Raw genomic sequence first — 26654 nt, forward strand, 5'->3', positions numbered from 1 at the left:
GGCCGCCGCCATCTCGCGCAGCACGCCGCACGCCCGCTGGGCCACCAGCGCGGGGCGGGCGTTGGGCGCGCGCACCAGCGCGGCGGCCACCGCCGCCTCGCGGTCGTCCAGCCCGTGGGCGGCCTTGCCAAACAGGGTGCGGCTGAGCGCATCAATGCCCACCAGCTCGCTGCGAAACGGCACCAGGTTGAGGTACGCCTCCAGGATCTGGTCCTTGCGCCAGCGCCGGTCCAGCACCTGGGCGGCCACCGTCTGGCCGAGCTTTTGCACCACGGTGCGCCCGCCGGGGCCCTGGCGCCAGTCCCCATCCAGCAGGCCCGCCAGCTGCATGGTGATGGTGCTGGCCCCGCGCGTGCGCTGGTTCCACAGGTTGCCCCAGGCGGCGGCCGATGCGGCGCGCCAGTCCACACCGCTGTGCTCGTAAAAGCGCTTGTCCTCGCTCAGCACCAGGGCCGTGCGCAGCGCGGGCGACACATCGGCCAGCGGCACCCACTGCCCACGCCGCACGGAGGCATCGGTGCGCAGGCGCTGCAGCAGCTCGCCTTCGCGCGAGAGGATTTGCATGTCCGATGGACGGAAGTCCTTGCGAACCTCATCAAAAGCCGGGATAGCGCTTGCTGGGAAAGCGCAAACAGCTATCAAAAACAGAGCAATCCAGGCATGGCGAAAGCCCGGCCTGGCCCGGACTCTGCGAGCACGTGGATCACGGGCCACCGGGGTGCTCCTTGTCGAACCGGGCCTCGGCCTCGCTCAGATGGCGCAGCAGGATGTGCGATATGAGGTTCACGCCAATGCCACCAAACACCACGGGCAGCACGTACAGGGCGATGGACAGCTCGGAGAGGAACACCGCATCGTCCGCCAGCGATGGCGTGGTCTTGGCCACGTTGGCCAGCGACTGCAGCAGGTACACGTCCACGCCCGCAATCAGCACCAGCGCCACGCCAAAGCCCAGCACCGCCATGCGCGAGATCGCGCGCGTGGCCAGCAGTGCGGCATAGATGCCCGCCGGCAGCACCACCGAGAACACCACCAGCACCCAGAACCGCAGTTCCACAAAAACGCTCAGGCTCATGGCGTCGGGGCTCAGCAGGTGGCGGTCCGAAAAAAGGTCTGGCGCAGCGAAATCACTTCGCCGCTTCGACCCTCACCCGCGCGTTCGGCACTTCGCCAAACATCTCGGGCGCGTACATGGCTTCGACACGGCTGGGCGGCAAGGCGAAGTCGCCCACATTGTTCAGCCGCACGGTGTACTCCATGGTCACCGTGCCCTTGGGCAGGTACTCGTAGTAGCTGCGGAAGGACTCGAAGCTGCGTTCTTCAAATGCGGGCCAACCCGCGCCGCTCCTCTTCTCGCCCTGCGTGGCGATCTGCGAGTCCCGGCCCAGCCCGCTGCCCAGAATGGTGGCACCGCCCGGGATCGGGTCGGTAATGGCCACCCAGGTCATGTCGGCGCTGGCGTTGACTTCGAGCTTCACGCGCAGCACATCGCCCCGTGTGTACTGGCCAGCCGGCAGCGACTTGTTGGCCTGTTCCACAGGGGTCACGGTCTTGGTGATCGTGTACCCGGCCGAGAACGGCGCCTTCAGCTGGATGGCGGCCACCGATTGCAGCGTGAGCCAGGGCTTGCCAGCCCCCTGGTGAGTGACGGCGAGCTGCTCCTTGCCGTCTGTCTTACCCCAGGGGAGGAACATGCCGTTGTTCTTCAGGTTGCCGGGCGATGCAGGCGCGCCGAACCAGGTCGTCTGGTGGGTGGCACCGGTGAGGTCGCTGGCCTTCACCCGCTCGACCTTGCTCCAGTCCACGCTGGCGGTATGCCCCCCCATGCTGGCTTTGGTAGTGCCCGCCACCGGCACGGCCTCGAACTTGGCGCTGAATTTTTCCAGCGCCAGGCCACCCCACAGGTTGGCCGTGGTGGTGTGCCACGCGCCCGCCTGCTGGCGGCCGATGAAACCATTGGCCAGGCGGCCCATGTCGTCCTTCCAGGCCGGGTCGTCCATCACGGCCAGCATCAGGCGCGCGGTGTTCACGTCGCCGTTTTGCATCAGCCACCACCAGTAGTCGTCCTGCTCGGTGCTGAAGAGGACCTTGGTGCCCTGGTACGACAGGCGCGCGCGCAGGATCTGCTGGGCCTCGGCCAGGCGCTGGTCGCGCTGGGGCACATCGGCCACGCGCTTCAGGACATTCACCCAGTCGATCACCGCATGCGTAGGCCACTGGTTGGGCGCGACGGTGATGCTGCTCACCATGCGGCCCTGGGCCTTGCCGTAGCGCGACAGCGCTTCGATGGCGGCGAGCTTGCGCATGTCCAGGTCCTTGCGCGGGCTCCAGAAGCTGCGCTCGATGCGGCCTTCGATGAAGGCGATCAGGCCGCGCTCCATGGGTGCGCGCACATCGTCCGGCAGTGCAAACGCGGGGTTGATGGCGGCGGCCTCGTGCGTGGCAGCCAGAACGTAGGCCGTGAGCGTGTCGCTGCCCCGGTTGCTATCACCGTCGCGCGGCGGGAAGTAGTTGGCCAGGCCATCACTGTCCAGGTAGGTGGGCAGCTGCGCCACCACGGTCTGCCACAGCGCACCATCGCGCAGGCCCACGGCCTTGCTGGTCTTTTGCTCCAGGCAGGCAAACGGGTAGCGCGCCCACCAGTCGCGCACGCCGGGCAGGCCTTCGGCCAGCTTGGGCTGCAGCGACATCTTGAGGCCGCCGCGCCCGGGCAGCGCATCGGCCGGCGGGTTCACATCCAGGTTGAAGCTGCCATCGACCTGCACCAGCGTGGCCTGCTGCACCGTGAGCGGCACGGCCGGGATCAGCTTCTGGCTGGCCTTGAGCGCGTCGCGCGCGCCGCTCACGGTGTCTTTGGCTTCGATCTCCCATAGGATAGCCTGGGCGCGGGTCTGCGCGAGCTGGGCGGGTGCGGTCACCGTCCACGCCACCTCGCGCGATTCACCGGCGGGGATGTCCACCGTCTGAGGCTTCAGGTCCAGCAGGGTGGCGCGCGGCGCCACCTCGACCTTCATCGCGGCCTTGGTGGTGTTGCGCAGCGTGAGCTGGGCGCGGAACTGGTCGTCCTCGCGCACCAGGGGCGGCAGGCCGCTGATGATCTGCAAATCCTGCGTGGCGCGGATGCTGGTGCTGCCGGTGCCGAACAGGCCGGTGGCAGCGTCGGCCACCGCAACGATCTTGAAGGTGGTGAGTGCGTCGTTCAGCGGCACCGTCACCTTGGCCTGGCCGTTGGCGTCGAGCTGGATGGCGGGCTGCCACAGCAGCAGCGTGTCGAGCAGCTCGCGCGTCTGTGCCTTGCCACCGCCACCGCCGGCGGGCACGGCCTTCTTGCCGTAGTGGCGCCGACCAATGATCTCCATCTGCGCGGTGGACGTCTCCACGCCCCAGCTGCGCCGCTGCAGCATGGCTTCGAGCAGGTTCCAGCTGGTGTTGGGCATCAGTTCCAGCAGCGCCTGGTCCACGGCGGCCAGGGCCACCTCAGCGTTCGCGGCGGGCTTGCCGCCCGGCAGGGTCGCGGTGATGGTGACCTGCGCCTTGCCGCGCACGGCATAGCTTTCCTTGTCGGCCTGCACCTTCACGTTGATCTGGTGGGCCTGCGTTCCCACGCGGATCTCGGCCAGGCCCAGGCGGAACGCCGGCTTGGAGAGGTCCACCAGCGCAGTGGGTGCCTGGTACTCCCGCCCCTCGTACCAGAACGAGGTCCACCACTCGCGGGGCGCCTTGAAGCCCCAGGTGAAGAAGCTGTACCACGGCACCTCGCGCAGACGGCCGCGCAGGGCCAGCACGCTCACGTACACGTTCGGGCCCCAGTCGGACTGCACCTTCAGGCTCACCGTGGGATCCTGGCCGTTGAGCTGCACCACATGGGTTTCAATGATGCCCTCGCGCTCCACGGCCACCAGGGCTGTGGCAAAGCGGAATGGCATGCGCACCTGGAACTTGGCGGTCTCGCCGGGCTGGTAGTTTTTCTTTTCGGGCAGCAGGTCGATGCGGTCATGGTCTTCGCCACCAAACCACAGCTCGCCCTGGCGCGTGACCCATACGGAGGATGCGGCCACACTGGTGTTGCCGTCCTTGTCGGTGGCCGTCACCACCAGTTCCACCTCGCCGGGTTCGTCGAGCTTGGACTCGCACAGCAGCAGGCCGCGCGCATCGCTCTTGCCGGTGCACAGCGTGCCCAGATCCTTGGTTTCGGTCTGGTTGTCGTAGCTGTAGAAGCCGCCCACCATGCGCTTGCGCGTGCTGGTGGTGACGCGGGCGATGGCCTGCACCTGCAGCGAGGTGTCGGCGGCCGGCTTGCCACTGTGCTGCAGCGCCAGCGCCTGGAAGCGGATCTTCTGGCGGGCCGATACCCAGCCTTCGGTCTTGATGCCCGCCACCACGCCCGCGGGCCACAGGGCCTGCGTGCTGCGAATGGTCTGCACTTCGCCATTGGGGTCGGCGTAGGTGGCCTCCAGCAGCAGCTCCTGCGGCTGGCGCGTCTGGGGCACGTTGTCGATGGTGACCTTGCCAGCGCCGTCCTTGTTCAGCGTGACGGGCAGCTTGTCGGCGATCACGCGGGCGTCCTGGCTGGCCGTGGCTTCCTCGTCGTCGCTGCTGGCGCTGTCGGCACTGCCCTGCTCACGCTTGCGCGGCGGCCGGAAGCTGAACGTTTCGTAGTCGCCAAACTGGAGCGCCTTGCCGCGCACCAGGGCCGACACCCGCACCGGCAGGTTGGCCGCGCCGCCGCCGGACACGTAGTTGATCTGCACATCGGTGGGCACCGAGCGCACGCGCACCAGGGCCTTCTTCTCGACCGGGGCGATACGCCCTTCCAGCACAGGCAGGCGGAACTCCTCCACCCGGAACTCGCCCGAGCTGAAGCTGCGGTCGTCGCCCGCGTCATTGCGCAGCTCGACCTGGTACACACCCAGCTTGGCGGCGGGCGGGATGGCAAAGCTGTTCAACGCACTCAGGCCACCCGTGGCCGTGTCGCGCCAGGCGATGGGCTGGGTGAACTGCTGGCCGCTGCCCACGTGGGTAATCACCAGGGTGTCGGGCCGCTCCTTGGGCAGCGCAAAGCCTTGGCGGGTTTCCGAGCGCAGCACGTGTTTCATCGACACGGTCTCGCCCGCGCGGAACAGGGTCCGATCGAAAATGGTGTGGGCGCGCTCGCTGGGGCGCGGGTCGCTGTTCGTGGGCACGTTGAAGCGCCAGGGCTCAATGCCGCGCTGCCAGTCGCTCCACGTGAAGGCCATGTCCTCCACCCCGCCGTCGTCCTTGTGGCGCGCGCTGACGAAGTAGGCGTTGCCGCCGTCGCCATAGTCGCCGCCATCGCTGCAGCGGGCGGGGTCGGCCGACAGGCCGTCGATGCGGGCCACGCCCTGAGCATCAGTCAGCGCTTTGGCCAGTTCATTGCCCTTGCAGTCGCTCACGCGCACCGTGGCGCCCTGCACCGGCTGGCCCTTGTCCAGCGTGGTCACCCAGGCCACGGCGTTTTCGCGGCCGAGCTTGAAGTGCACGCCCAGGTTGGTCACCAGGGCCGAGGTGCGCACGTACATCGTGCGGGCGTCGCCGTGGCGCTCGTCCAGCAGCGAAGCGCCGAGCTTTTGCGAGGCAATCTCCACCACGTGGAAGCCAGGCGAGAGCGGGATGCCCACCACCTCGAACGGGCGCGGGTCGTTGCTGGCGGGCTTGGGCAGGTCCAGCGTCTTCACGCCGCCCTTGCCCGACAGCAGCGACACCATGCGCGACTGCACGTAATCCTTGTCGTCGTCCAGCACTTTGGGCAGCGGACCGCTCACATCCTGGCGGGCCTGCTTGCGGCTCACCACGTAGCTGTCGTAGCGCTGCACCTTCTTGAACCAGGCAATGATGTCGGCGTCGGTGCGCGGCTTGAGGGTGCTGACCTTGCCGGGGGCTGCCGCACCCGGCTGAAGGCCCTGCACGCGCAGTGCGGCTTCCACGTTGCGCAGCGTCACCGGCAACAGCGCTGGGGGGTTGTCAGAGCGTGGGCCTTCGGCAAAACGCTCCACGATGCCGAAGGGCGCGGCCGCAAACTTGGCCAGGGGCGGCATGCCACCCGTGGACACCTTGAGCGGAAAGTTGTCTGCGTTGCGCAGCGGGCGGCCCGAGGCGTCCTTGAAGTCCTTGGGCAGCTCCAGCGTGAAGGCCGTGTTTTCAGACAGAGGCGCCGCAAACTGCACGCTATTGACCAGCGCATCCCCCTTCTGGCCCTCGATGCCGCCGTCGGTCTGGGGCTTCAGGGTTTCCTTGGCCGACTTGAGGCGGATGGCGGTGGCCAGGCTGCGCGGCACCGGGGCGTTGAAGGACAGCTGCATCGGCCGGATGGGCAGGCAGGCGGCCTGCGCGTTCTCGCGCTCGCAGCTGAACTCGGCCGCAAACGGCTCGCGCACCTTGAAGTCATAGCGCTTCTCCACCGTGTTGGCCACACCGCTGGGCGTGGCCACGCCCTTGCCAAACACGATCTGCATGCGCGAGCCCGAGGTGAATCGCCGGTTGCAGGCCAGCGTGGCGTACTGCAGTGGCTCTTTCGCCGCGTCTTTTTCCAGGCCCAGCGTCTTCAGGATCTCGGCGCGCTGCGCGCCTTCGATCTGGCGCACCGGCACGCGTTCACCCACGCCGTCCATCGTGCACCACACGTTGGCCTGGACGCTGGCGGTGGTCGCGGGCCCGTTGAACTGCAGCACGAAGAACTGCTCTTCATCAATCTCCTGGTATGTGCTGGGCCGGATCGTCTGGACAAAGGGACCGCCGCTATTGAACTGATAGCTTTTGGCGCCCGCCAGTTCAGCGCCAGCGGCCGATTTGAAGCCAGGCTTGACCGTGGCAGTGCAGCGCACGCCCGGCGGCAGGTCGCGCTCGAAGTCAAACACCCACTCCCGCTCGCTGGTCCAGCGGCCCGTGCCCTTGGTGGCGGCGGCGTCGCTGCAGCTCAGGGTGAGAGGAGCCGGCGCCTTGGGGTCGCCAAAGCTGACCGCCGCCGCGTCGAACTTGGCCACCACCTGCCGCACCCGAGCGACTTCGCCCTGGGGCGAAAAACTCGTGATCTGCAGAGCGTGCGCCTGGGTTGCCAGCAGCCACCCGCCCAGCAGCAACGCAGCGCTGGTCGGGGATTTCCTCCAAAGTGTTTTCATTGTGCTTTTGCTCTTGCCTGAAGGGCCCTGAGCGTAGCCGATCCACCCGTTCAGGCACCATCCGCCGCCGCCTGGCCAGAGCGTGAATGTGTGAGAAAGTGCTGCAGATGCCAGCCCATGTGTGCGACCTATACTGCCGCGCAACAATTGGCGCTACAGCAGCGCACCCCGCGCAGGGAGGCGGGAGAACACATGGCCACACGTCCAACGGGCATTGACCTGCCTGCCCAGCCCGCCAAGCAACCGGCGCCGTTCTGGCACCGGCTCAACTCCTTCCGCTGCAATCCAAGCCGCTGTTGTACAGCGTGCTGCTGGCGCTTTCCAGCCTGTTGTTCAAGCTGATCTTCTTTTTGCCCGACGCCCTGGGCATCTTGCTGATCGAGGTCGGCATCCTGCTGGCCGCGTCGCGCTACGCCTTCAAGGTCACAGCCCTGGGCTCGCGCGGCATCCACAGGGCCGAGGACTACCCTTCCGAGCTCGACCCGGACTGGAAGAACCTGCCCTGGAAGCTGTTTGCCATCCTGATCGCTCAATCCATCGCCGTGGGCTGGCTGCAGCGCCTGAACCCCCTGTTGGGCACGCTGGCCTGGCTGGCCATGTGTTTCCTGCTGCCCGCCACGCAGATCGTGCTGGTGCAGACCTGCAGCTTTACCGAAACCCTGAACCCCGCCAACGCCTGGAACGCCGTGCGCACCATTGGCTGGCCCTACCTGCTGCTGTGCCTGTTCCTCTTTCTGCTGAGCCAGGGCACCTTCATTGCGCTGGGCATGCTGCTGCCCATCTTCAAAGGCTGGATCCTGCTGCCCATCGTCAACTGGCTGCTGATCTACTTCAGCTGGGTCATGGCCAGCCTGCTGGGCTATGCCATGTACCAGAACCACGCGGCGTTCGGCATTGACCTGCTGCCCGGCGCGGGCCTGGACGATGACGGCGCCCCCGCGGACCGCCGCAGCCCGCGCCAGATCGAACAAGACGCCATCGACGCGCAGGTGGCCGCGCTGGTCACCGCCGGCGACATGGCGGGCGCCCTGGGCATTGCTTACGAAGAGCAGCGCACCCACGGCGACGAAGTGCCCGCACAACGCCGCTACCACCGCGTGCTGGCGCTGGCTGAAGGCAAGACCGCCACACTGCTCGACCACGCCCAGCGCTACATTCCGCTGCTGCTGCGCTCGGGCCACGCGGGCGAAGCGCTCAAGGCGTTCCAGACCTGCCGCTCCAAGGACGCCCAGTTTGCGCTGCAGGATGCCAATGCCACCCTGGGCCTGGCCAAAGCCGCCTGGAATGCCAACGACGCCAAGGACGCACTGGCCCTGCTGCAAGGCTTTGACCGCCGCTTCAAGCACCACGACAGCGTGCCGGCCGCCTACGAACTGGTCGCGCGCGTGCTGCTGCAGGGGATGAACCGCGCCGACATGGCCTTGCGCGTGCTGGCCACGCTGGAGTCGCGGCACCCGGACACGGAGGCCACGCGGGAAACACGGTGGCTGCTGCGCAACCATGTGCCGCAGGGAGCGGCGGGAGGTTGAGGTCTCCATGGGGCTCTGGCGCTGTTGTGGAAAGCGCCATTAGCTATGTTTTTCATAGCACTCTTGATGGCTTGCCAGGCTTTCCAACACCTGGCACCTGATGCATGCCGCCCCTCGGGCAGAGCTTGCTGAAGCATTGGCGCGAGCGCCCGCTTGCCAGTCTCTGCAGCGTGCTTGAGTTGACAGCGGTGGCCGGGATGTCGCCGCGGCTCCCGCCTTTCAACAAACCATGCCGCCCAAGCCAGCCAGCGAGCCCAATTGCCGAGGCTCTGACAGACTCAGCCCGAACGAATGGCCTGGCAAACCATTCACCTTTTCAACCCCAGCCCAGGCGCCAGCTCCCCCAACATCGCCGCCTCATCCCGCCGCCCCGCATGGTGCAACGCCGCCACCAGCATGCCCAGCGTCTCGCCCAGCTCCGGGTGCGCGGGGGCCGTCCGGTGCAAGGCGTTGAACAGCCTTTGCGCATCGCCCCACTGCTGCGCGCGGGCAAACCGGCGGCAGAGGCGGGCCATGTCATCCGGAACCAGGCGAGCGCCGGGTTTGGCCTTTTCGAAATAGGTGCGGTAGCTCGCGTGCTGGAACTGCAAGGTCTGCTCATCGTGGGCGTGCAGGCGAAAGATGCGGCGCGCGGCATGGTGAAAGTCCTCGCCGCCGGGCCACAGTGATGCCGTCTTGAACCAAGCGCTGAGCACCGACTGGTCTTGGGGGCGCAGCTTGGCGGCGGCGCGCCACTGCGCCAGGGCCTGCTCGAACTTCATGCCCTGGGCCAAGCGCTGGGCATGGGCCACGTGGGCATCAAAACCGTCATCCTCGTCCTCGGCCTTTGGCGTCACCGGCACCTCCACCGGCTTCTTGCGCAGCAGCATGGCCAGCGCCATCAAAGAGGCGCCTGTCAGCAAGCCGCCCAGGTGAGCCATGTAGGCGACACCCCGGCCGCTGAGCCAGTGCTGCAGCAACTCATTGGCAATCCACGCGGGCAACAGCAGCAACGCCGGCGCGGTGACGTAATTGAAGTAGAAGAACAGCTGGTAAAAAAACCGCACGCGCCGCAGCCGGTACAGCACGGCGTACATGCCCATCAGGGCCGACACCGCGCCTGAGGCGCCCAGGCCGTAGCTGCCCATGCCCGCATACGCCCAGCCCGCCAGCAGCGAACCGCCCAGGCCCCCCAGCAGGTAAAACGCCAGATACCAGCCCCGGCCCAAGGCCAGCTCAACCGAGAAGCCGAAGAGAAACAAAAACACCATGTTGCCGATGAGGTGCCCGGTGCTGCCGTGCAGGAACGTGGCGGTCAGCCAGGTGATGGGGCGCGGCTCGGCATCTTTTTCAAAGCTTTGCGCCCAGTGGCGGGTAAAGGGCGCGGGCTGGCGAGCTTCGTACTGGGTTCGCGCGGATTTCCAGTCGGCGTACCGGGGGTCTTCGGGCAATACAAAACCCGGGCTCTTCACGCGCTGCTGAAAGCCGTCCTCCTGCTCCATCCAGCGCAGCAGCATGCGGTGGTTGCCCGCCTTCTGCAGGGCACGCGCGTCCTTCAGGTGCTTGTCGCCCGTTTCCTCCAGCCAGGCCACGAAGCGTGGAACCTCCACGGCAGGCAAGACGCTGGCTACATAGAAGGCAGCCGCGCGGTCCTGTGCCTTTTCCTCCCATCGCTGCGGACCCCAGAACACCAGCATGTTCACCAGGATCAGCGCCACGGTCATCCAGGGCGGGTTGCGCCACGTGGGGCGGCTCTCGAGCGGGATGGCGTAGAACATCTGTCAGTCTGGCAGGGCAATGAACAAAGAGAGAGAGATGAGGGACGGCTCGCGACATGCGCGGGCCATCTGCTCCGGCGCAGAGCCCCGGAAGGGCAAGCGTAGCAAACAGCGGGTGGCGTCGGCACATCGCCGTGGCTTTGCAGTGCATGGCGACGACGCGCACATGGGGTTGCGTCCTACCCGGCCAACGACCATCGGACTCAACGATGTTGGCTGGTCCCATTTCCGTCCCCGTTTCCAATTTCCAGACCCCCAGGAGCGCCCATGGCCCGATCCCCTACTACCCGTGGCGCGGCGAAAAAATCGCCGCCCACCTTGCCCTCGTCCACCCAGTCTGACACCTACCGCGGCCATGCGGGCGAAATGCAGCAGCAAGCAGGCGGCAAGCACCCGGTGCTCACCACGCAGCAGGGCATACCAGTCGCCGACAACCAGAACTCGCTGCGCTCCGCTCCGCGCGGCCCCACGCTGCTGGAAGACTTCATCCTGCGCGAGAAGATCACGCACTTCGACCACGAGCGCATTCCCGAGCGCATCGTGCATGCGCGCGGTTCCGCTGCGCACGGGTTTTTCGAGCTGACCCATTCGCTGCGCGACTACACCACCGCCAAGGTGCTGACCGAGGTGGGCGTGCAAACCCCCGTGTTCACGCGCTTTTCCACCGTGGCGGGTGGCGCGGGCTCGGTGGACACGCCGCGCGACGTGCGCGGCTTCGCCGTCAAGTTCTACACGCCTGAGGGCAACTGGGACCTGGTCGGCAACAACATCCCCGTGTTCTTCATCCAGGATGCGATGAAATTCCCCGACCTGGTCCACGCGGTGAAGATGGAGCCAGACCGCGCGTTCCCGCAGGCCGCGAGCGCCCACGACACCTTCTGGGACTTTGTCTCCCTCATGCCCGAGTCGATGCACATGATCATGTGGGCGATGAGCGACCGCACCATCCCGCGCAGCCTGCGCATGATGGAAGGCTTTGGGGTGCACAGCTTCCGGCTGGTCAACGCGGCCGGCGAAAGCACCTTTGTGAAGTTCCACTGGCGGCCCAAGCTGGGCATTCAGTCCACCGTGTGGGACGAGGCGATGAAGCTGCAGGCGGCCGACAACGACTTCCACCGCCGCGACCTGTTCGAAGCCATCGAGGCAGGCAACTTCCCGGAGTGGGACCTGGCCGTGCAGCTTTTCACCGAAGAAGACGCCGAGAGCTTTCCGTTCGACCATCTCGATCCCACCAAGCTCATCCCGGAAGAGCTGGTGCCGCTGCAGGTCATCGGGCGCATGGTGCTCAACCGCTGGCCCGACAACTTCTTTGCTGAAACCGAGCAGGTCGCCTTCTGCCCCGCCAACGTGCCCCCGGGCATCGATTTCAGCAACGATCCGTTGCTGCAGGGCCGTCTGTTTTCATACTTGGACACGCAGCTGTCGCGCCTGGGTGGACCCAACTTCGCGCAGATCCCGATCAACGCGCCTAAGTGCCCCTTCCACAACATGCAGCGCGACGGCCACATGCAGATGCAGGTGCCCAAGGGCCGTGTGAACTATGAGCCCAGCAGCCTGCAGGGCGACACGCCCCGCGCCTCGCTGGCGCAAGGCTTCCGGCACTTTGCCCAGGCCGATGATGGCGACGGGCGGGGCAAGGGCCGCATCCGCCCCGAGAGCTTTGCCGACCACTACAGCCAGGCGCGCATGTTCTACCGCAGCCAGAGTCCGCTGGAGCAGGCGCACATGGCCTCGGCCCTGGTGTTCGAACTCTCCAAGGTGGGAACACCCCATGTGCGCGAGGCCGTGGTGGGCCACCTGATCCATGTGGACCCGGAACTGGCCCAGCGCGTGGCCACCGGGCTCGCCCTGCCGGCCATGCCGCCCGCACCGCCAGCGGCCGAGCCCGTGCAAGACCTGCCGCCTTCGCTGGCGCTGCGCATCATCGACCGCATGAAACCCACGCTGCAGGGCCGCTGCATCGGCATCCTGGTGGCCGATGGCTCCAACGGCGACACCATCGCCACACTGCGCAAGGCCGTCGAGAAGGCCGGGGCCACCGTGAAGATCGTGTCGCCCAAGATTGGCGGCGCCAAGCTGCGCGACGGCACGCTGCTGCCTGCCGACGGGCAACTGCAGGGCACGCCGTCCACGGTGTTCGACGCAGTGGCCTCGGTCATCACGTCCGAGATGGGCGAGATGCTTTCGCGCGAGTCCGCTGCGGTGGACTGGTTCCGCGACGCATTCGGGCACCTGAAGGCCATTGCCGCAGGCAAGGGCACGCAGGCCATCCTGCAGGCAGCGGGCATCCAGCCCGACGCCGGCGTCGTCGATCCGGCTGACGTGCAGGGATTCATCACCGCCGCGCAAACCCGCCAATGGGCCCGCGAGCCCAAGGTGCGCATGTTGGCGTGACCACGCATTTCTGTCCCCACCCCAACGACTTCACTACCCCCACAAGGAGTTTTCCATGCCCACAGCCCGCTATGACAGCCAGCAACTCAACGACCTGGTCCTCCAGATGATGGAGACCGAACTGGGCGGCGAACAGGTCTACCGCAAGGCCATCGAATGCGCCACGAATCCCGACCTCAAGAAGGAATGGGAGGAATACCTGGAAGAGACCCTGACCCACCAGAACGTGGTGCGCAGCCTTTGCGACACCCTGGGCCTGGACCCCGACATGCAGACGCCCACGCGCCTGGTGGTCAAGCACATCGGCGAATCGCTGGTGAAGGCCATGCAGCTGGCCCAGCAAGGCGGCAACCCCGACGCCGCGCAGCTGGTGGCCTGCGAATGTGTGGTGCATGCGGAAACCAAGGACCACGCCAACTGGGAACTGCTGGGCAAGGCGGCCGAAGTGGCCACCGGCGAGATCGGCAAGGCGCTCAAAAAAGCGCATGAGGCGGTGGAAAAAGACGAGGACCACCACCTCTATCACACCAAGGGCTGGTGCCGCGAACTGGCTATCCAGGCGCTGGGCATGCCCGCCGTGCTGCCGCCGCCCGAGGAGGTCAAGCAGGTGGAGACCGCCATCGGCGCCTCGCGGGCCGAACAGCAGCGCGAGTCCATGCTCTGAAAAGAGCCCCGCCCTGCATTCGCTATAAAAACAATAGCCCCCAGCGCTTGACGCACAAGCGCTGGGGGCTATTTCGATGGCAAATCGGAAACCCGCGTTACCAAAAAACCCGGCGCTACTGGGCCACGAAACCGGTGGTCTTGATGATGCGCGCCCAGGCTTCGGTGTAGGCCTGCTGGCGCGTGGCCAGCTGCTGTGGCGTCATGTACCCCACCGTGAGCCCCATGGCCGTGAGCGGCCCCTTCACCTCGGGCTGATCCACCACCTTGGCCAGGGCGGTCGAGAAGGTGGTGATGAACTTCTGGGGTGTGCCGGCAGGCGCATAGATGCCGTAGTACGGCAGATCGTCAAAGCCCCTGAGGCCCAGTTCGTCGAACGTGGGCACGTCGGGCATGGCCGCCTGGCGCTTGGTGCCCAGCACGGCCACCACGCGCACCTTGCCGGCCTTGTGGTTCTCGATGAAATCGGGGATGGAGCCGACGCCCGCCGCGATCTGGTTGCCCAGCATGTCAGCCATCATGGGCGCGCTGCCGCGGTAGGGGGCTGACACCAGGTCCAGCTGGTACTTCTGGCCCACCAGCTTCACCAGGAATTCGGGCGTGGAGGCCGGTGCCGGAATGCCCACGGCCCCCTTGCCCTGGCCTTGCGCCTTGACCCAGGCCACGTACTCGTTGAACGACTTGGCAGGGTTGCCGCCCGAGACGGCAAACGCATTCACGAACGTGGCAAAACCGCCCACCGGCACGAAGTCGTGCACCGGATCAAAGCCGGGGTTCTTGATGACCTGCGGCAGGATGGAGATGGTGTGGTCGTGCGACAGGAACAGCGTGTGCCCATCGGCGGGCGCAGCCTTGAGCGCCTGCGCCGCGATCTGTCCACCCGCCCCTGGGCGGTTTTCCACCACCACGGGCATGCCCAAGGTGTCCTTGAGCTTGTCCGCCAGCAGCCGCGCAATCGCGTCCGACCCGCCACCCGGCGGAAAGCCGACGAGTAGCCGGATGGGCTTGTCGGACTGGGCCGATGCCAGGCCCATGGTGAGGGTGGCGGCCAGCGCGGCGGTGGTGCGCACAGCGCGGGACAACAGGCTGCGGCGGTGCAGGGGTGCGGTCATGGTCAGGTTCCGAAGTGACGGGGTTGGACAGCGCAATGAGCGCAAGGCGTTGCAAGGTTCAGGCCAAACGGGCGCGGTGGCGCTCCAGTTGGGCTCGCACTTGCGCGGGCGCGGTGCCGCCCAGCGTGTTGCGGGCGTTGAGCGAGCCGCGCAGGCTCAGGCAGTCGTACACGTCCTTTTCGATGGCCGGGTGGAAGCCTTGCAGCACATTGAGCGGCAGTTCCGACAGGTCGCAGGCGTGACTGGTGGCGGCCTTCACCGCATGCGCCACGGTTTCGTGCGCGTCGCGGAAGGGCAGCCCCTTCTTGACCAGGTAGTCGGCCAGATCCGTGGCCGTGGCGTAGCCCTTGAGAGCAGCCTGCTCCATGGCTTGCGCGTTGACGGTGATGCCGCCCTCCTTCTGGCCCGTGGCGGGGTTCAGCTGGCCGCCAACCATTTCGGCAAAGATGCGCAGCGTGTCCTTGAGCGTGTCCACGGTGTCGAACAACGGCTCCTTGTCTTCCTGGTTGTCCTTGTTGTAGGCCAGGGGCTGGCCCTTCATCAGGGTGATCAGGCCCATGAGGTGGCCCACCACGCGGCCGGTCTTGCCGCGCGCGAGTTCCGGCACGTCGGGGTTCTTCTTCTGCGGCATGATCGACGAGCCCGTGGTGAAGCGGTCGGCGATCTTGATGAAGCCGAAGTTCTGGCTCATCCAGATGATGAGTTCTTCCGACAGGCGGCTCACGTGCACCATGCACAGGCTGGCGGCGGCGGTGAATTCGATGGCGAAGTCGCGGTCGCTCACGGCGTCCAGGCTGTTCTGGCAGACGCCTTCCATACCCAAGGTCTTGGCCACGCGCTCACGGTCCAGCGGGTAGGTGGTGCCGGCCAGCGCCGCGCTGCCCAGCGGCAGCACGTTGGTGCGGCGGCGCACATCCTGCATGCGCTCGGCGTCGCGCGCAAACATTTCCACGTAGGCCAGCATGTGGTGCGCAAAGCTCACAGGCTGGGCCACCTGCAGGTGGGTGAAGCCAGGCAGGATCACCTCCACATTGCGCTCGGCCACATCCACCAGGGAGATTTGCAGTTCCTTGAGCAAGTCACCAATCAAGTCGATCTCGCCGCGCAGCCACAGGCGCACGTCGGTGGCCACCTGGTCGTTGCGGCTGCGGCCGGTGTGCAGGCGCTTGCCGGCATCGCCCACCAGCTGGGTCAGGCGCGCCTCGATGTTCAGGTGCACGTCTTCCAGGTCCAGCTTCCATTCGAAGGCGCCGGACTCGATCTCGGAAGTGATCTGCGCCATGCCGCGCTGGATGGAGGCGTGGTCTTCAGCGTTGATGATGCCCTGCGCGGCGAGCATCTCGGCATGTGCCAGGCTGCCCGCGATATCAGCCTGCCACAGGCGCTTGTCGAAGAACACGCTGGAGGTGTAGCGCTTGACCAGGTCGCTCATGGGCTCGGAAAACAGCGCGGACCAAGCCTGTGCCTTGGTATCGAGCTGGTTGTGGGAGGGCGCAGAGGCGGCGCTGGTGGCTTGGGGTTTGGACATAAGGAGGGCAATAATCCGATGGTTCAGACACCCGGACAACCCGGGCGCCGCAATGCAAGACACGCAAATTTTATCGACCCCGCCCCAGCCGCCGGATTCCGCACTGCCGCGCGCGGCTGCGTGGCGTGGTCCGCCCGCGCCCCGCAGGGCACTGGTGTTCGATGCCTGCGAGGTGGGAGTGGTCTTGCGGGCCGTGCTTTTTGTGGAGGCGGTGGTGGGCGTGGGTGCCATGTACGGCGCTGCCACGCCGGCCGATTGGCTCGCCACGCTGGCGCTGCTCACGGGCGGAGCCCTGCCCGCCACGCTGGTGTGGCTGGTCACCGCATGCAGCCTCAAGACCGTGCTGCAACGCCTGAGCATGGCCCAGCAGTATGCGGCGGGCGTGCTGCTGGGCGCGGCCGCTGGCGCCTATGCCTGCGGCATGCTGACGCTGGTGGTGCAGCCCCCGGCCCCGCCCTGGCTGGCCAGTGCTGCCACCGGCGCCCTGCTGGCGGCCGTGCTGGTCGCGGCGCTCGTGCTTCGCGCGCGGGGCCGCACACCGGCGGCCACCACCGCGCGGCTGACGGAACTGCAGTCGCGGATCCGCCCGCACTTCCTGTTCAATACGCTCAACAGCGCCATTGCGCTCGTGCGCGATGAGCCAGCCAAGGCCGAGTCGCTGCTGGAAGATCTCTCCGACCTCTTCCGTGTGGCCCTCATCGAACAGGGCGAGTCCACCACCCTGGCCGAAGAAATCACGCTGGCGCGCCGCTACCTGGGGATTGAACAAGTCCGGTTCGGCAACCGCCTGCAGGTGCAATGGAACCTGGACCCACGCACCGACAACGCCCGCCTGCCACCGCTGCTGCTGCAGCCCCTGGTGGAAAACGCTGTCAAGCACGGCGTGGAGCCCAGTGCACGGGGTGGCCGCCTGCGGGTGTTGACCGAGCTGCGCGGCACCCGCGTGGTGGTGCGCATCACCAACACGCTGCCGCCCAAGGACGGCAAGGCCGAGGATGACGCTGCACCCCGCGGCAACGGAATCGCACTGGCCAACGTGCGCGCGCGGCTGGCGCTGCTGCACGACGTGCAGGGCGAATTCACTGCCGGCGTGCAGGATGGCTTGTACCAGGTGCGCATCACCCTGCCCGCCCCCGCGGCCTCCAGTGTGGAGCGCAGGCGGCGCAGCGGGCCTCCCGGCCGATCGGGCCGCGGAAGCGGCCAGCCCACCCAGCGCCGCGGCATCACGGACAGCGCCGGCCACAGCCCCGCCATCGGCGACGACACCGATGGCCTCCCCCACCATCCCACCGACCATGAACATCCTCATCGTTGACGACGAAGCCCTCGCCCGCAGCCGCCTGCGCACCTTGCTGGCCGACTGCACCCAGGCCCAGCCCGGCCTGCGCATGACCGTGGCCGAAGCCGCCAACGCCAGCGAGACGCTGGCGCTGCTGGGCCCCACGGGCGGGCGCGCGTTCGACCTGGTGCTGCTGGACATCCACATGCCGGGGCAGGACGGCCTGGCCCTGGCCCATACCCTCCAGACCCTGCCCCAGCCCCCTGCCGTGGTCTTCGTGACTGCCCATGCGGACCATGCCGTCAGCGCGTTCGAGCTCGATGCCATGGACTACCTCACCAAGCCCGTTCGCCGTGAACGGCTGCTACAGGCGCTCTCGAAGGTGCAGCGCAACGGGCGCGGGCCGGCGCCCGTTGCCGCGCCCGCCCTGCCCGAGGGTGAAACGCTGCTCATCCAGGACCGAGGCCGCACCGAGCGGGTGCCGCTCATCGAGGTGCTGTATTTCAAGGCCGAGCAGAAATACGTGACCGTGCGCACCGCCACGCGCAGCTACATCATGGATGGCGCCTTGAGCGAACTGGAAGCCAAGTTTTCACCCCGCTTCCTGCGCATCCACCGCAACGCCCTCGTGGCCCGCCGTGCGGTGCGCGCGCTGGAGAAACACTACGACCCCGAAGAGGGCGAAGGCTGGGCAGTGCGCCTGCAGGGGTCGACCGAGTTGCTGGCCGTGTCGCGGCGGCAAGTGGCCGCGGTGCGGGAGGAATTGGCACGATAGTGCCGGATGGTTGCGCCTGCGCCAGCCCGCCAGGCCCGCACGGACGCCATGCGCTCGGGCCGCGGGCCGAAGCCAAACGCTTTTTTTTAGGCTGCCCCTTCCTCGCTTCGAAAACCGGAATGCAAGGCCACGCTCGCCGAGTGCCCCTCCGCCGGCAGCCCGTATTCAAGGCATTTCGAGCTCCAGCGCTTACACTTTCAGCGCGGATAGCTATTAATTTAATTGCATCCAGGGAGATCACCGCCGCCAACCGCCCCAGCGCATCCACCCCCACTGGCGGCGTAGCCAGCCAAGGCAGCACGTAAGTGCGCTGCGCCAGACCGCTGGCAATGCGCGCGGCCTGCCGCTGCTCGCCGGCCAGGCGGGCTTGCAGCAAGGGGTCGGTGGTGCCGGTGGCCGCCACGCTTTTGTTGATGACCCAGGCCCACGGCTCGATGCGGGCGCGGCGCAGGTCGTCCTGCAATGCGGCGGCCTGGCTCACGGGTGTGACCTCGGGCAGCGTGACGATGACCACATGGGTCATATCGGCATCCTGCAGCCGCATGAGGGGGGTGATGATGTGTGGGGCCCCTTTGCCACCCGCACTGCCTTCGTACTGCCGCGTCATCTGCCGGTGGTAGGCGCCCGTGGCGTCCATCAGCAGCAGGCTGTGGCCCGTCGGCGCCGTATCCAGCACCACAAAGGCGCTGCGCGCCTGGTTCACCACGCGGCTGAAGGCGTGGAACACGGCCACCTCCTCGGTGCAGGGCGACTGCAGGTCTTCCAGCAGCAGGGCGCGGCCCGCGTCGTCCATTGCCTTGCCGCGCGTGGCCATGATCTTGTCGATGTAGGCCCGTGTTTCGGCCTGCGGGTCGATGCGCCCCACCGTCAGCCCCGGCAGGCTGCCGTCGAGCTGGCTTTGCACATGGGCCGCCGGGTCGGTGGTGGTGAGGTGCACGCTGTGCCCGCGCTGCACCAGGCCCACGGCCAGCGCGGCAGCGATGGTGGTCTTGCCCACGCCGCCCTTGCCCATCACCATGATGAGGCCGTGGCCCTTGGCGGCCAGCGCGTCGGCCAGGGACGAGAGGGGTTCGGCCTGCAACGGCACACCCGCCGTGCTGGCAGATGAGCTCAGCGCCACATCGCCGCCGCCCAGCAACGCCCGCAGCGCGGGCACACCCACGGTGTCGAAGGCGCGCAGCGGTACCTCGTCGCGTGGCAGTTGGGCCAGCGCATCGGGCATCTGGTCCATGGCCTGACGGCCCAGCGCCTCGATGGCGTCGGCCACCGCGTCCTGACCTGGCTGGCTGGCATGGAACACACCGTTGATGGCCAAGCGCTGGTTGGCCAGGCCCAGCGCGCGCAACTCCAGCGCGGTGCGGGCCGCCTCCTGCATGGGACGCGGGTCGGGGCGCGTGACCAGCACCACGGTGGTCAGGGCCGGGTCGCTCAGCGCGGCCAGGGCTGCGTTGAAGCGGGCCTCCTGCATCTTCAGGCCCGAATGCGGCCCCAGGCAGGATGCGCCCCGGTCATTGCCCGCCAGGAAGCCCGTCCAGGCCTTGGGCAGGCTCAGCAGGCGCAGCGTGTGGCCGGTGGGCGCCGTGTCAAACACCACGTGGTCGAACACGTGGCCGCTGTCGCGGCCCTCGCTGGCCAGCAGCGCCGCGAATTCGTCGAACGCGGCGATCTCGGTGGTGCAGGCGCCCGAGAGTTGTTCGCGCACGGTCGCGCGCTCGTCGCTGGTGGCGGTGGCCGCAAGCTGCGCCAGCACGCGCTGGCGGTAGGCCTCTGCGGCGGTATCGGGGTCGATGTTGAGCATGTGCAGCCCCGGCACCCCGGGAACGGCCACGGGCTGGTTGGACAGCGGCACGCCCAGCATTTCGTCCAGATTGGAGGCCGCATCCGTACTCACCAGCAGCACCTGCCGCCCGGCGTCTGCAAGGGCGATGGCTGCTGCGGTGGACAAAGACGTTTTGCCCACGCCGCCCTTGCCGGTAAAGAACAGGAAACGCGTGGGATGGACGAGCAGGCCCAGGGAGACGGTGGCGGCGTGGGGAGCAGGCATTGTCCCAGCATGGCACAACGGCCCCGCGCCATCTTGAGCCAGGTCAAGCGCCCGAAGGCCCGAAGGCCCGAAGGCCCGAAGGCCCGAAGGCCCGAAGGCCCGAAGGCCCGAAGGCCCGAAGGCCCGAAGGCCCAAGTGCGTCAGTGCGCGTGCGCCGCCCCGCTCACCAGGGTGACGATGACCATGCCGGCGATCAGCCAGGCAATCTGCAGCACGGTCTCGCGAGCGGTGAGGCGTCTTTGCAGCTGGGGGATCAGGTCGGCCAGTGCCACGTAGATGAAGCTGCTGGACGCCACGGCCAGGAAGTACGGCAGGAAATCCTGCAGTTGCCCCACCAGGAAGTAACCCAGCACACCGCCCAGCGCCGTGACGGCGCCGGCCAGCGATACCTTGACCAGTGCCGCACGGCGGTTGGGGCTGGTCTGGCGCAGCACCACCAGGTCGCCCATGTGGTGGGGCACCTCGTGCGCCAGCACCGACAAGGCGGCGATCACGCCCAGGCGGATGTCCGCGACGAAGGCCGAGGCGATGAGGATGCCGTCGCCAAAACAGTGCACGCTGTCGCCCGTCAGCACCGCCCAGCCGCCAGAGCGCGGGGCGTGGCGGTGATGGTGGCCATGGCTGTGGTCGTGGTGCCCGTGGCTTTGCGCATGATCGTGATCGTGGGCTTGGTGTGCGGATGCCGCCGCGTGGCTGTGCTCATGCCCGTGGTGCCACAGCTCGGCCTTGTCGAGCAGGAAGAAAAACACCACGCCCACCAGCAGCGTGGCAAACAGGTCGTGCGCACCGGCCTGGCTTTCGAACGCCTCGGGCAGCAAGTGCATGAAGGCCGTGGCAAGCAGTGCACCGGCCGCCAGGCTCAGCAGATGCTGAGGGCTCACGGCATTCGAACGCCCGCCCAGGCCCAGCCGCATCAGCAACGCGGCCAGCCAGACACTGCCGATGCCCGCGGCCAGGGTGGCCATGATGATTGCTACTAAAGTCATAGCTATTTGCGCTTTATTGATCAGCCCTGAAGCCTGTTTTTATCTAGATCCGCCCCGCCCTCGCCCCGCCCGCTGCAGGATCAAAAAAAGCCGCCCCTCCGATGCGGGGCGGCTGCGGGTGGCACGCGGGCCACTGGGCCCAGCCGCAGAAAGCGGCGCTGTCAGACCACTCCGTGCTTCTTGAACCAGGCCAACGCCCGCATCCAGCCGTCTTCGGCGGCTTCCTTGCGGTAGCTCGGCCGGTAGTCGGCGTGGAATGCATGGGGCGCGTCGGGGTACACCACAAATTCCGATGACCGGGCTTGCGGCGAGCCACTGGCGAGAGCAGCCTTCATCTTATCAACCGTGTCAAGGGGGATGCCGGTGTCTTTTTCGCCGTAGAGGCCCAGCACGGGGGCCTTGAGAATGGGCGCGATGTCCACAGGGTGCTTGGGGGTGAGCTCGCTGGCCTGGCCCACCAGGCGCCCATACCAGGCCACACCGGCCTTCACGGGGCCGTGCGCTGCGTACAGCCACGTGATGCGGCCGCCCCAGCAAAAGCCGGTGATACCTACTCGGGCAGCATCACCGCCGTTGGCCGTGGCCCAAGCCACAGCACCGTCCAGATCGGCCATCACCTGGGCGTCTGGCACCTTGGAAACCACTTCAGACATGAGTTTGGCAATTTCGGTGTACTGCGAGGGATCGCCCTGGCGCGCATACAGCTGGGGCGCAATGGCCAGGTAGCCCGCCTTGGCAAAGCGGCGGCAGGTGTCGGCGATGTACTCGTGCACGCCAAAGATTTCCTGGATCACCAGCACCACGGGCAGGCCGGTCTTGCCTGCGGGTGCTGCGCGGTAGGCAGGCACCTTGAAGCCATTGACCGTGAAGCTCACCTCCCCCGCCGTGAGCCCGTCGCTGGGCGTGGCAATGGCGGTCTGCGCCATGATCGGCGCGGCCGCCGCCGCATACCCCAGGCCCAGCGCGGTCTGCAGCGCGGTGCGGCGGGTTGCGCCCGCCTCGGTGGTGCGGCCTGGCAGCAGGGCGCGGGCGTCGGAATCGAGGTCGTCAGTGAGCATCGGTTTCTCCAGCAGTGAAAGAAAGAATGGGCCTCGGAGTCTAGGAGTTTTGCCGCCGCCGCGCTGGCAGGGCTGCAGCGTGGGGGAATTGCGCCGGGCATCCCCGCGTTTCCTTGGAGTCTGTCTAATACGGACACTACCCATTGGAGCAGTTGTCCTGCGGCCGCGCCGCGAAATGGCGCCCCCAATGGACGGTTCTACCAGAGGCTCATACCCATGCGCATTCTCTTGACCGGCTCCACGGGATTCATCGGACACACGGTAGCGGCCGCGCTCACCCGGGCGGGGCATACCGTACACGGCGGCGTGTCGCCGCGGCGCAAGGACTTGACGCCCCGGCAGGTGCCCATGGACTTCGCCCACGACACCACCGCCGCCACATGGCTGCCCCGCTTGGCGGGCATCGATGCGGTGGTCAACACCGTGGGGGTGCTGCGGGACAGCCCGGGCCGCCCCATCGATGCGATCCACCACCACACGCCCGCAGCCCTGTTCGAGGCCTGCGCACAGGCTGGCGTGCAGCGCATCGTGCATGTCTCCGCCCTGGGCATCGACAGCAACGACACACCCTACGCGCGCACCAAAAGGGCCGCCGATGCGCATCTGCAATCCCTGCAAGCCCGAGGCGCCATGCGCCCTGCGATCCTGCGGCCCAGCGTGGTGTTTGGCAAAGGCGGCGACAGCAGCGCGTTGTTCATGAACCTCGCCCGCCTCCCGGTCGCGCTGCTGCCGGGGCCGATGCTCACCGCGCGAATCCAGCCAGTGTCAGTGCACGACCTCGCCGCTGCCATCACGACCTTGCTCGGGCCGGCCATGACCACCGAAGGCATCATCGAATGCGTGGGCCCCGAGGCCTTGCCCCTGAGCGGCTTTGTCGCCAGCCTGCGGCAGCAGCAAGGCTACCGCCCCGCACACGTGCTGCGCCTGCCCGACACGATCACGCGGCTGAGCGCCCGCCTGGGCGACGCGGTGCCCGCCAGCCCTTGGTGCACGGAAACCCTGGCAATGCTGGGCAGCGACAACACCGGCGATCCGGCCCCGTTTGCACAACTGCTCGGGCGCTCGCCGGTGCACTACAGCCAGCTGGTGGCCACCGCCTGGCGTTGAGCGCCTGTTGCCCCCCGCCACGAATCGCCCCGACGCGGCCCGTGGCCCCGTGCCCGAGCTACTGAGGCACGTAGTCCGATGGGTACTTGAGCGAATCCACCAGCAGGTGCGGCATGCGCATGCCCAGGTTGATGCCGTGCGGCGGAATGGGCTGCGTGAACCACTTGTCGTACAGGCGGTGCAGCTCGCGGGTCTGGATCAGGCGGCGCAGTTCGGCATCCACCACCGCCTTGAGCTCCGGGTTGTTGCGCTCGAACGCCACCGCATACGGCTCGATGGTCATGGGCTTGCCAATCACCTTCAGGTCCTGCGGCCGGGAGTGGCTGGCGCGCAGCCCATACAGCAGCACGTCGTCCATCGCAAACCCTTCCACTTTGCCGCTCACCACCCAGCCAAAGCCTTCGGCATGGTCTTTGGCGGGCTCGATGCGCACGCGCACCGATTTGGTGGCCGCCTCGCGCGCCAGCGAATCAATGTTGGTGGTGCCCGCCGTGGATGCCAGCGTCTTGCCGTCCAGGTCTTCGATGCGCGAATAGGGCTTGTCGCTTTGCACCACGATGCGCGACGAGGCAATGAAATGCGCAATGGTGAATGCCACCCGCTCGCGGCGCGCTGCCGTGTTGGTGGTGGAACCACATTCCAGGTCCACCTCGCCTTTTTCAATGGCATCAAAGCGGCTGCTGGAAGTGACCAGGCGGTAGGCCACCTTGGTCTCGCGCAGCTTGAGGTGGCGCCCCAGCGCCTGCGCAATCTGCTGGCAGACGTCCACGCTGTAGCCCAGGGGCGTTCCGTTGGCCACGTAGGACATCGGCAGGGACGATTCCCGGTGGCCGATGACCACCACGCCGCTCGACTGGATGCGTTGCAGGGTAGTGCCCGCAGATTCGGCCAACCCCGCGCCACCACTCGCTGCGCCAAACGTCAACACAAACGTCGCCGCAGCCGTGCTCGCGCCCAGCCTTCGTCCGACCGTCGGGAATTTCATGACCTTCACCTTCATTCAGGAAGCCCCCTGGGAGAGGGGGCCGAGGCACAGAAACGAAGCTGGCAACCCTTGCGGCCACCCGTCGCTTCGCGCTCAGCAGGCGGGCGCGGTGTCCCGATAGGCGTGCCGGGCCAGGGCCGAGGCCAGCACCACCGACGGGTTCACCAGCGAGATCCCGTCCAGCCGGGGATGCTCTGCCAAGGCCAGCGGAATCTCCGTGCAGCCCATGATCAGCGTGGACACGCCATAACGCTCCTGCAGCGCAATCGACACGGCTTCAAAGCGCTGGCGCGCCAGCGGATAGTTGCCGGCTTTCACACCGTCGTAAATGCCCTGCATCAGCTGCTCGCGTTCATGGTCGTCGGGCACAAAGCAGGCGATGCGCGCGCGCTCCAGCTCGCGCTGGTACAGGCCCGCGTCGTACGCGCCGCGCGTGGCCAGTAGACCCACGCCCTGCACCTTGCGCGCCGACAGCTCGGCCACCACCTCCTGCACGCCGTGCAGCACCACCATCTGCGGGAACCGCTGCTGCAAGATGCCGTGCCAGGCATGGGCGGTATTGCACGCAATCGCCACCACTCGCGCACCCAGCGCGGCGAGCCGCCCCGTGGCCTGCAGCATGGGGTCCGCTGGCTGGTGCGCGCCCGGGCGCGTGTCGCTCAGCGCAGCCGTGCGGTCAGGGATGGGCACCTGCGCCAGCCAGTGCTCGGGGTAGGCCTGGTCATGCACGGGGATGCCCAGCGCCTCCATGCGTGCAGTACATGCCTGCACGAACAGGCGCACAAAGTCAGCCCCGGCCGCCGGGCCCATTCCGCCCAGGATGCCCACCACCTGCGGAACGTGTGTGGGGCTTGCAGCGGACACGAAAGACATGCGTGCTCCGGCCGGTCTCACTGTGCGGGCTTGTCGCTCTGCGCCACGAGGTTCTCGCGCAGTTCCTTGCTCATGGCCAGGTTCAGGTTCTGATTGCGCGGGGGCACGGGGGACATGAACCATTTGGCGTAGAGCTTTTCGAACTCGCCCGACTTCATCATCCCGCCGATCACGCCATTGACCAGCGCCTGGAACTGCGGGTCATCCTTGCGCAGCATGCAGGCATAGGGCTCGACCTGCAGCGAGTCGCCTACCACCGCCCATTCAGCCGGGTTGCGCGTGTTGCCCATCAAGCCGAACAGCAGGATGTCATCCATGGCAAACGCCTCGGCGCGGCCGCTGTCTACCAGCAGCAGGGCGTCGTCATGGTCCTTGCCCAGCACGATCTCCATGTCCAGGTTCTGGTCGCGGTTGTACTTGCGGATCACCTGCGCATTGGTGGTGCCCGAGGTGCTGGCAACCTTTTTCTTGGCCAGGTCGGCGTAGTTCTTGACGCCCGATGCCTTCTTCGTCAGCAGGCGCGTGCCGGTGTAGAAATAGTTGATGGCAAATTGCACATCCTTGGCCCGCGCCGTGTTGTTGGTGGTGGAGCCGCACTCGAGATCGATGGTGCCGTTGGTCAGGAGCGGGATGCGGTTCTGCGAGGTGACAGCCTGCAGCTCGACCTTGAGGGCCGGGTTGTTCAGCTTCTTTTTCACCGCGTCGACCACGGCATTCGAGATGTCCACCGAAAAGCCCACCGGTGCGCCAGGCCCCGACAGGTAGCTGAAGGGCACCGATGACTCCCGGTAAGCCAAGGTGATCTTGCCCGAGTCGGCAATCTTCTTGAGGGTATCGGCGCTGGCTGCGGTGCTGGCCAGCAGGCTGGCGGCCACGAGGGCGGTGGAAGTAACGGCGGAGAGCTTCATGGGGAATCCCTTTGCTTCAAAGACGATGTAGTGGACTAGCAATCGAAACGCAGGTGCACTGTAAAAATTCACGCCGCGCTTGAACAATTCATTTGCACGGGCAGGCCATGACCAAAAGTTATGCCGCCAAACGGGTGCATTCCGCCGCACCACGCCAGTGCGGTTTTTCGCTGTACCGCGGGCTGTTCAAACCCCTTTGCATCCCCACGGTGCACGCACATAACTTCCCGGCATGGGCCCTCACGGCATTGGCATTGTTCAAAGCCCCACCCTCACCCTACATTGGGCCGCAGTCCAACAACATTGGCGTTTGCGCGCAAGGCAGCTTTCTCTTGCACGCAAGCTCCTGAAGCACACAAGATGCAGGTATGTGTCCTCGGCGCAGGCATCGTGGGCCTGGCCACGGCGTATGAACTCCACCAACGCGGCATCGAGGTGACCGTGATCGACCAGGCCCAGCCCGGCGCGGGCGCCAGCGGCGGCAATGGTGCGCAACTCAGCTACAGCTATGTGCAGCCCC

The 26654-nt window shown here is 67.0% G+C and carries 18 protein-coding genes and 1 pseudogene; 7 read left to right on the top strand and 12 right to left on the bottom strand.

Annotated features, from left to right (window positions below; translation table 11 throughout):
- The 3 genes from MRY84_RS12650 to MRY84_RS12660 form a co-directional block, all read right to left on the bottom strand.
- Positions 1-654 (bottom strand): biosynthetic peptidoglycan transglycosylase (locus MRY84_RS12650; protein ID WP_291506093.1); only part of this gene is annotated, 654 nt, incomplete at its 3' end.
- A 49-nt stretch (positions 655-703) separates the two neighbouring features.
- Positions 704-1075 (bottom strand): hypothetical protein, encoded by a 372-nt coding sequence (locus tag MRY84_RS12655; RefSeq protein ID WP_291506078.1) that lies wholly within the window; start codon positions 1073-1075, stop codon positions 704-706.
- A gap of 52 nt (positions 1076-1127) precedes the next feature.
- Positions 1128-7136: an MG2 domain-containing protein gene (locus MRY84_RS12660; RefSeq protein ID WP_291506079.1), complete on the bottom strand. Its 6009-nt coding sequence runs from the start codon at positions 7134-7136 to the stop codon at positions 1128-1130.
- Positions 7137-7432: 296 nt separating this feature from the next.
- Between MRY84_RS12660 and MRY84_RS12665 the strand changes: the two genes are divergently transcribed.
- Positions 7433-8665, top strand: a complete 1233-nt coding sequence (locus MRY84_RS12665) for a hypothetical protein (protein WP_363317544.1) — start codon at positions 7433-7435, stop codon at positions 8663-8665.
- 308 nt (positions 8666-8973) lie between these two features.
- Here the strand turns inward: MRY84_RS12665 and MRY84_RS12670 are convergent, their stop codons facing one another.
- Positions 8974-10422, bottom strand: coding sequence for a rhomboid family intramembrane serine protease (locus tag MRY84_RS12670; RefSeq protein WP_291506080.1), 1449 nt, complete (start codon positions 10420-10422; stop codon positions 8974-8976).
- Between the two features lie 267 nt (positions 10423-10689).
- Between MRY84_RS12670 and MRY84_RS12675 the strand changes: the two genes are divergently transcribed.
- Positions 10690-12816, top strand: coding sequence for a catalase (locus MRY84_RS12675; protein WP_291506081.1), 2127 nt, complete (start codon positions 10690-10692; stop codon positions 12814-12816).
- 55 nt (positions 12817-12871) lie between these two features.
- Complete coding sequence (locus MRY84_RS12680; RefSeq protein ID WP_291506082.1) at positions 12872-13480, top strand: hypothetical protein; 609 nt, start codon at positions 12872-12874, stop codon at positions 13478-13480.
- A gap of 115 nt (positions 13481-13595) precedes the next feature.
- Here the strand turns inward: MRY84_RS12680 and MRY84_RS12685 are convergent, their stop codons facing one another.
- Together MRY84_RS12685 and argH are read right to left on the bottom strand one after the other, a co-directional pair.
- Entirely contained in the window at positions 13596-14591 is a 996-nt protein-coding gene (locus tag MRY84_RS12685; protein WP_291506083.1) for a Bug family tripartite tricarboxylate transporter substrate binding protein, read from the bottom strand.
- A 58-nt stretch (positions 14592-14649) separates the two neighbouring features.
- Complete coding sequence (argH, locus tag MRY84_RS12690; protein WP_291506084.1) at positions 14650-16119, bottom strand: argininosuccinate lyase; 1470 nt, start codon at positions 16117-16119, stop codon at positions 14650-14652.
- Positions 16120-16171: 52 nt separating this feature from the next.
- Here argH and MRY84_RS12695 point away from each other — a divergent pair, with 52 nt between their 5' ends.
- The gene (locus MRY84_RS12695) at positions 16172-17434 is read left to right on the top strand and encodes a histidine kinase (RefSeq protein WP_291506085.1); all 1263 of its coding nucleotides are present in this window, start codon (positions 16172-16174) and stop codon (positions 17432-17434) included.
- Complete coding sequence (locus MRY84_RS12700; RefSeq protein WP_291506086.1) at positions 17415-18173, top strand: LytTR family DNA-binding domain-containing protein; 759 nt, start codon at positions 17415-17417, stop codon at positions 18171-18173. The genes MRY84_RS12695 and MRY84_RS12700 overlap by 20 nt, the downstream gene beginning before the upstream one ends.
- 247 nt (positions 18174-18420) lie before the next feature.
- Here MRY84_RS12700 and arsA read toward each other — a convergent pair.
- The 3 genes and pseudogenes from arsA to MRY84_RS12715 all read right to left on the bottom strand — a co-directional run.
- Positions 18421-20217: pseudogene (gene arsA / locus MRY84_RS12705) on the bottom strand (arsenical pump-driving ATPase); the annotation flags it as partial.
- Between the two features lie 140 nt (positions 20218-20357).
- A complete protein-coding gene (locus tag MRY84_RS12710) occupies positions 20358-21203 on the bottom strand; it encodes a ZIP family metal transporter (protein ID WP_291506087.1) in 846 nt (281 codons plus the stop codon).
- 161 nt (positions 21204-21364) lie between these two features.
- Positions 21365-22261, bottom strand: a complete 897-nt coding sequence (locus tag MRY84_RS12715; RefSeq protein ID WP_291506088.1) for a dienelactone hydrolase family protein — start codon at positions 22259-22261, stop codon at positions 21365-21367.
- A gap of 216 nt (positions 22262-22477) precedes the next feature.
- Between MRY84_RS12715 and MRY84_RS12720 the strand changes: the two genes are divergently transcribed.
- Entirely contained in the window at positions 22478-23368 is an 891-nt protein-coding gene (locus tag MRY84_RS12720) for an NAD-dependent epimerase/dehydratase family protein (RefSeq protein WP_291506089.1), read from the top strand.
- 58 nt (positions 23369-23426) lie between these two features.
- On the opposite strand, the gene MRY84_RS12725 is transcribed toward MRY84_RS12720, so the two are convergent.
- From MRY84_RS12725 to MRY84_RS12735, 3 genes are all read right to left on the bottom strand, one after another.
- Complete coding sequence (locus MRY84_RS12725; RefSeq protein ID WP_291506090.1) at positions 23427-24353, bottom strand: amino acid ABC transporter substrate-binding protein; 927 nt, start codon at positions 24351-24353, stop codon at positions 23427-23429.
- Positions 24354-24446: 93 nt separating this feature from the next.
- A complete protein-coding gene (locus MRY84_RS12730) occupies positions 24447-25226 on the bottom strand; it encodes an amino acid racemase (protein WP_291506091.1) in 780 nt (259 codons plus the stop codon).
- 17 nt (positions 25227-25243) lie between these two features.
- Entirely contained in the window at positions 25244-26134 is an 891-nt protein-coding gene (locus MRY84_RS12735; protein WP_291506092.1) for an amino acid ABC transporter substrate-binding protein, read from the bottom strand.
- A gap of 360 nt (positions 26135-26494) precedes the next feature.
- Here MRY84_RS12735 and MRY84_RS12740 point away from each other — a divergent pair.
- Positions 26495-26654 (top strand): FAD-dependent oxidoreductase (locus MRY84_RS12740; RefSeq protein WP_291506094.1); only part of this gene is annotated, 160 nt, incomplete at its 3' end.

This window comes from Acidovorax sp. (assembly GCF_022763525.1).
In the GTDB taxonomy this organism is placed as follows: domain Bacteria; phylum Pseudomonadota; class Gammaproteobacteria; order Burkholderiales; family Burkholderiaceae_C; genus Acidovorax.

Excerpts from the sequence above, each read along its gene's own strand:
- MRY84_RS12710 (WP_291506087.1), bottom strand. The coding sequence starts at position 21,203 with ATGACTTTAGTAGCAATCATCATGGCCACCCTGGCCGCGGGCATCGGC.
- MRY84_RS12715 (WP_291506088.1), bottom strand. The coding sequence starts at position 22,261 with ATGCTCACTGACGACCTCGATTCCGACGCCCGCGCCCTGCTGCCAGGC.
- MRY84_RS12735 (WP_291506092.1), bottom strand. The coding sequence starts at position 26,134 with ATGAAGCTCTCCGCCGTTACTTCCACCGCCCTCGTGGCCGCCAGCCTG.
- MRY84_RS12660 (WP_291506079.1), bottom strand. The coding sequence starts at position 7,136 with ATGAAAACACTTTGGAGGAAATCCCCGACCAGCGCTGCGTTGCTGCTG.
- MRY84_RS12675 (WP_291506081.1), top strand. The coding sequence starts at position 10,690 with ATGGCCCGATCCCCTACTACCCGTGGCGCGGCGAAAAAATCGCCGCCC.
- MRY84_RS12700 (WP_291506086.1), top strand. The coding sequence starts at position 17,415 with ATGAACATCCTCATCGTTGACGACGAAGCCCTCGCCCGCAGCCGCCTG.
- MRY84_RS12680 (WP_291506082.1), top strand. The coding sequence starts at position 12,872 with ATGCCCACAGCCCGCTATGACAGCCAGCAACTCAACGACCTGGTCCTC.
- MRY84_RS12670 (WP_291506080.1), bottom strand. The coding sequence starts at position 10,422 with ATGTTCTACGCCATCCCGCTCGAGAGCCGCCCCACGTGGCGCAACCCG.
- MRY84_RS12725 (WP_291506090.1), bottom strand. The coding sequence starts at position 24,353 with ATGAAATTCCCGACGGTCGGACGAAGGCTGGGCGCGAGCACGGCTGCG.
- MRY84_RS12720 (WP_291506089.1), top strand. The coding sequence starts at position 22,478 with ATGCGCATTCTCTTGACCGGCTCCACGGGATTCATCGGACACACGGTA.
- MRY84_RS12685 (WP_291506083.1), bottom strand. The coding sequence starts at position 14,591 with ATGACCGCACCCCTGCACCGCCGCAGCCTGTTGTCCCGCGCTGTGCGC.
- argH (WP_291506084.1), bottom strand. The coding sequence starts at position 16,119 with ATGTCCAAACCCCAAGCCACCAGCGCCGCCTCTGCGCCCTCCCACAAC.
- MRY84_RS12695 (WP_291506085.1), top strand. The coding sequence starts at position 16,172 with ATGCAAGACACGCAAATTTTATCGACCCCGCCCCAGCCGCCGGATTCC.
- MRY84_RS12655 (WP_291506078.1), bottom strand. The coding sequence starts at position 1,075 with ATGAGCCTGAGCGTTTTTGTGGAACTGCGGTTCTGGGTGCTGGTGGTG.
- MRY84_RS12730 (WP_291506091.1), bottom strand. The coding sequence starts at position 25,226 with ATGTCTTTCGTGTCCGCTGCAAGCCCCACACACGTTCCGCAGGTGGTG.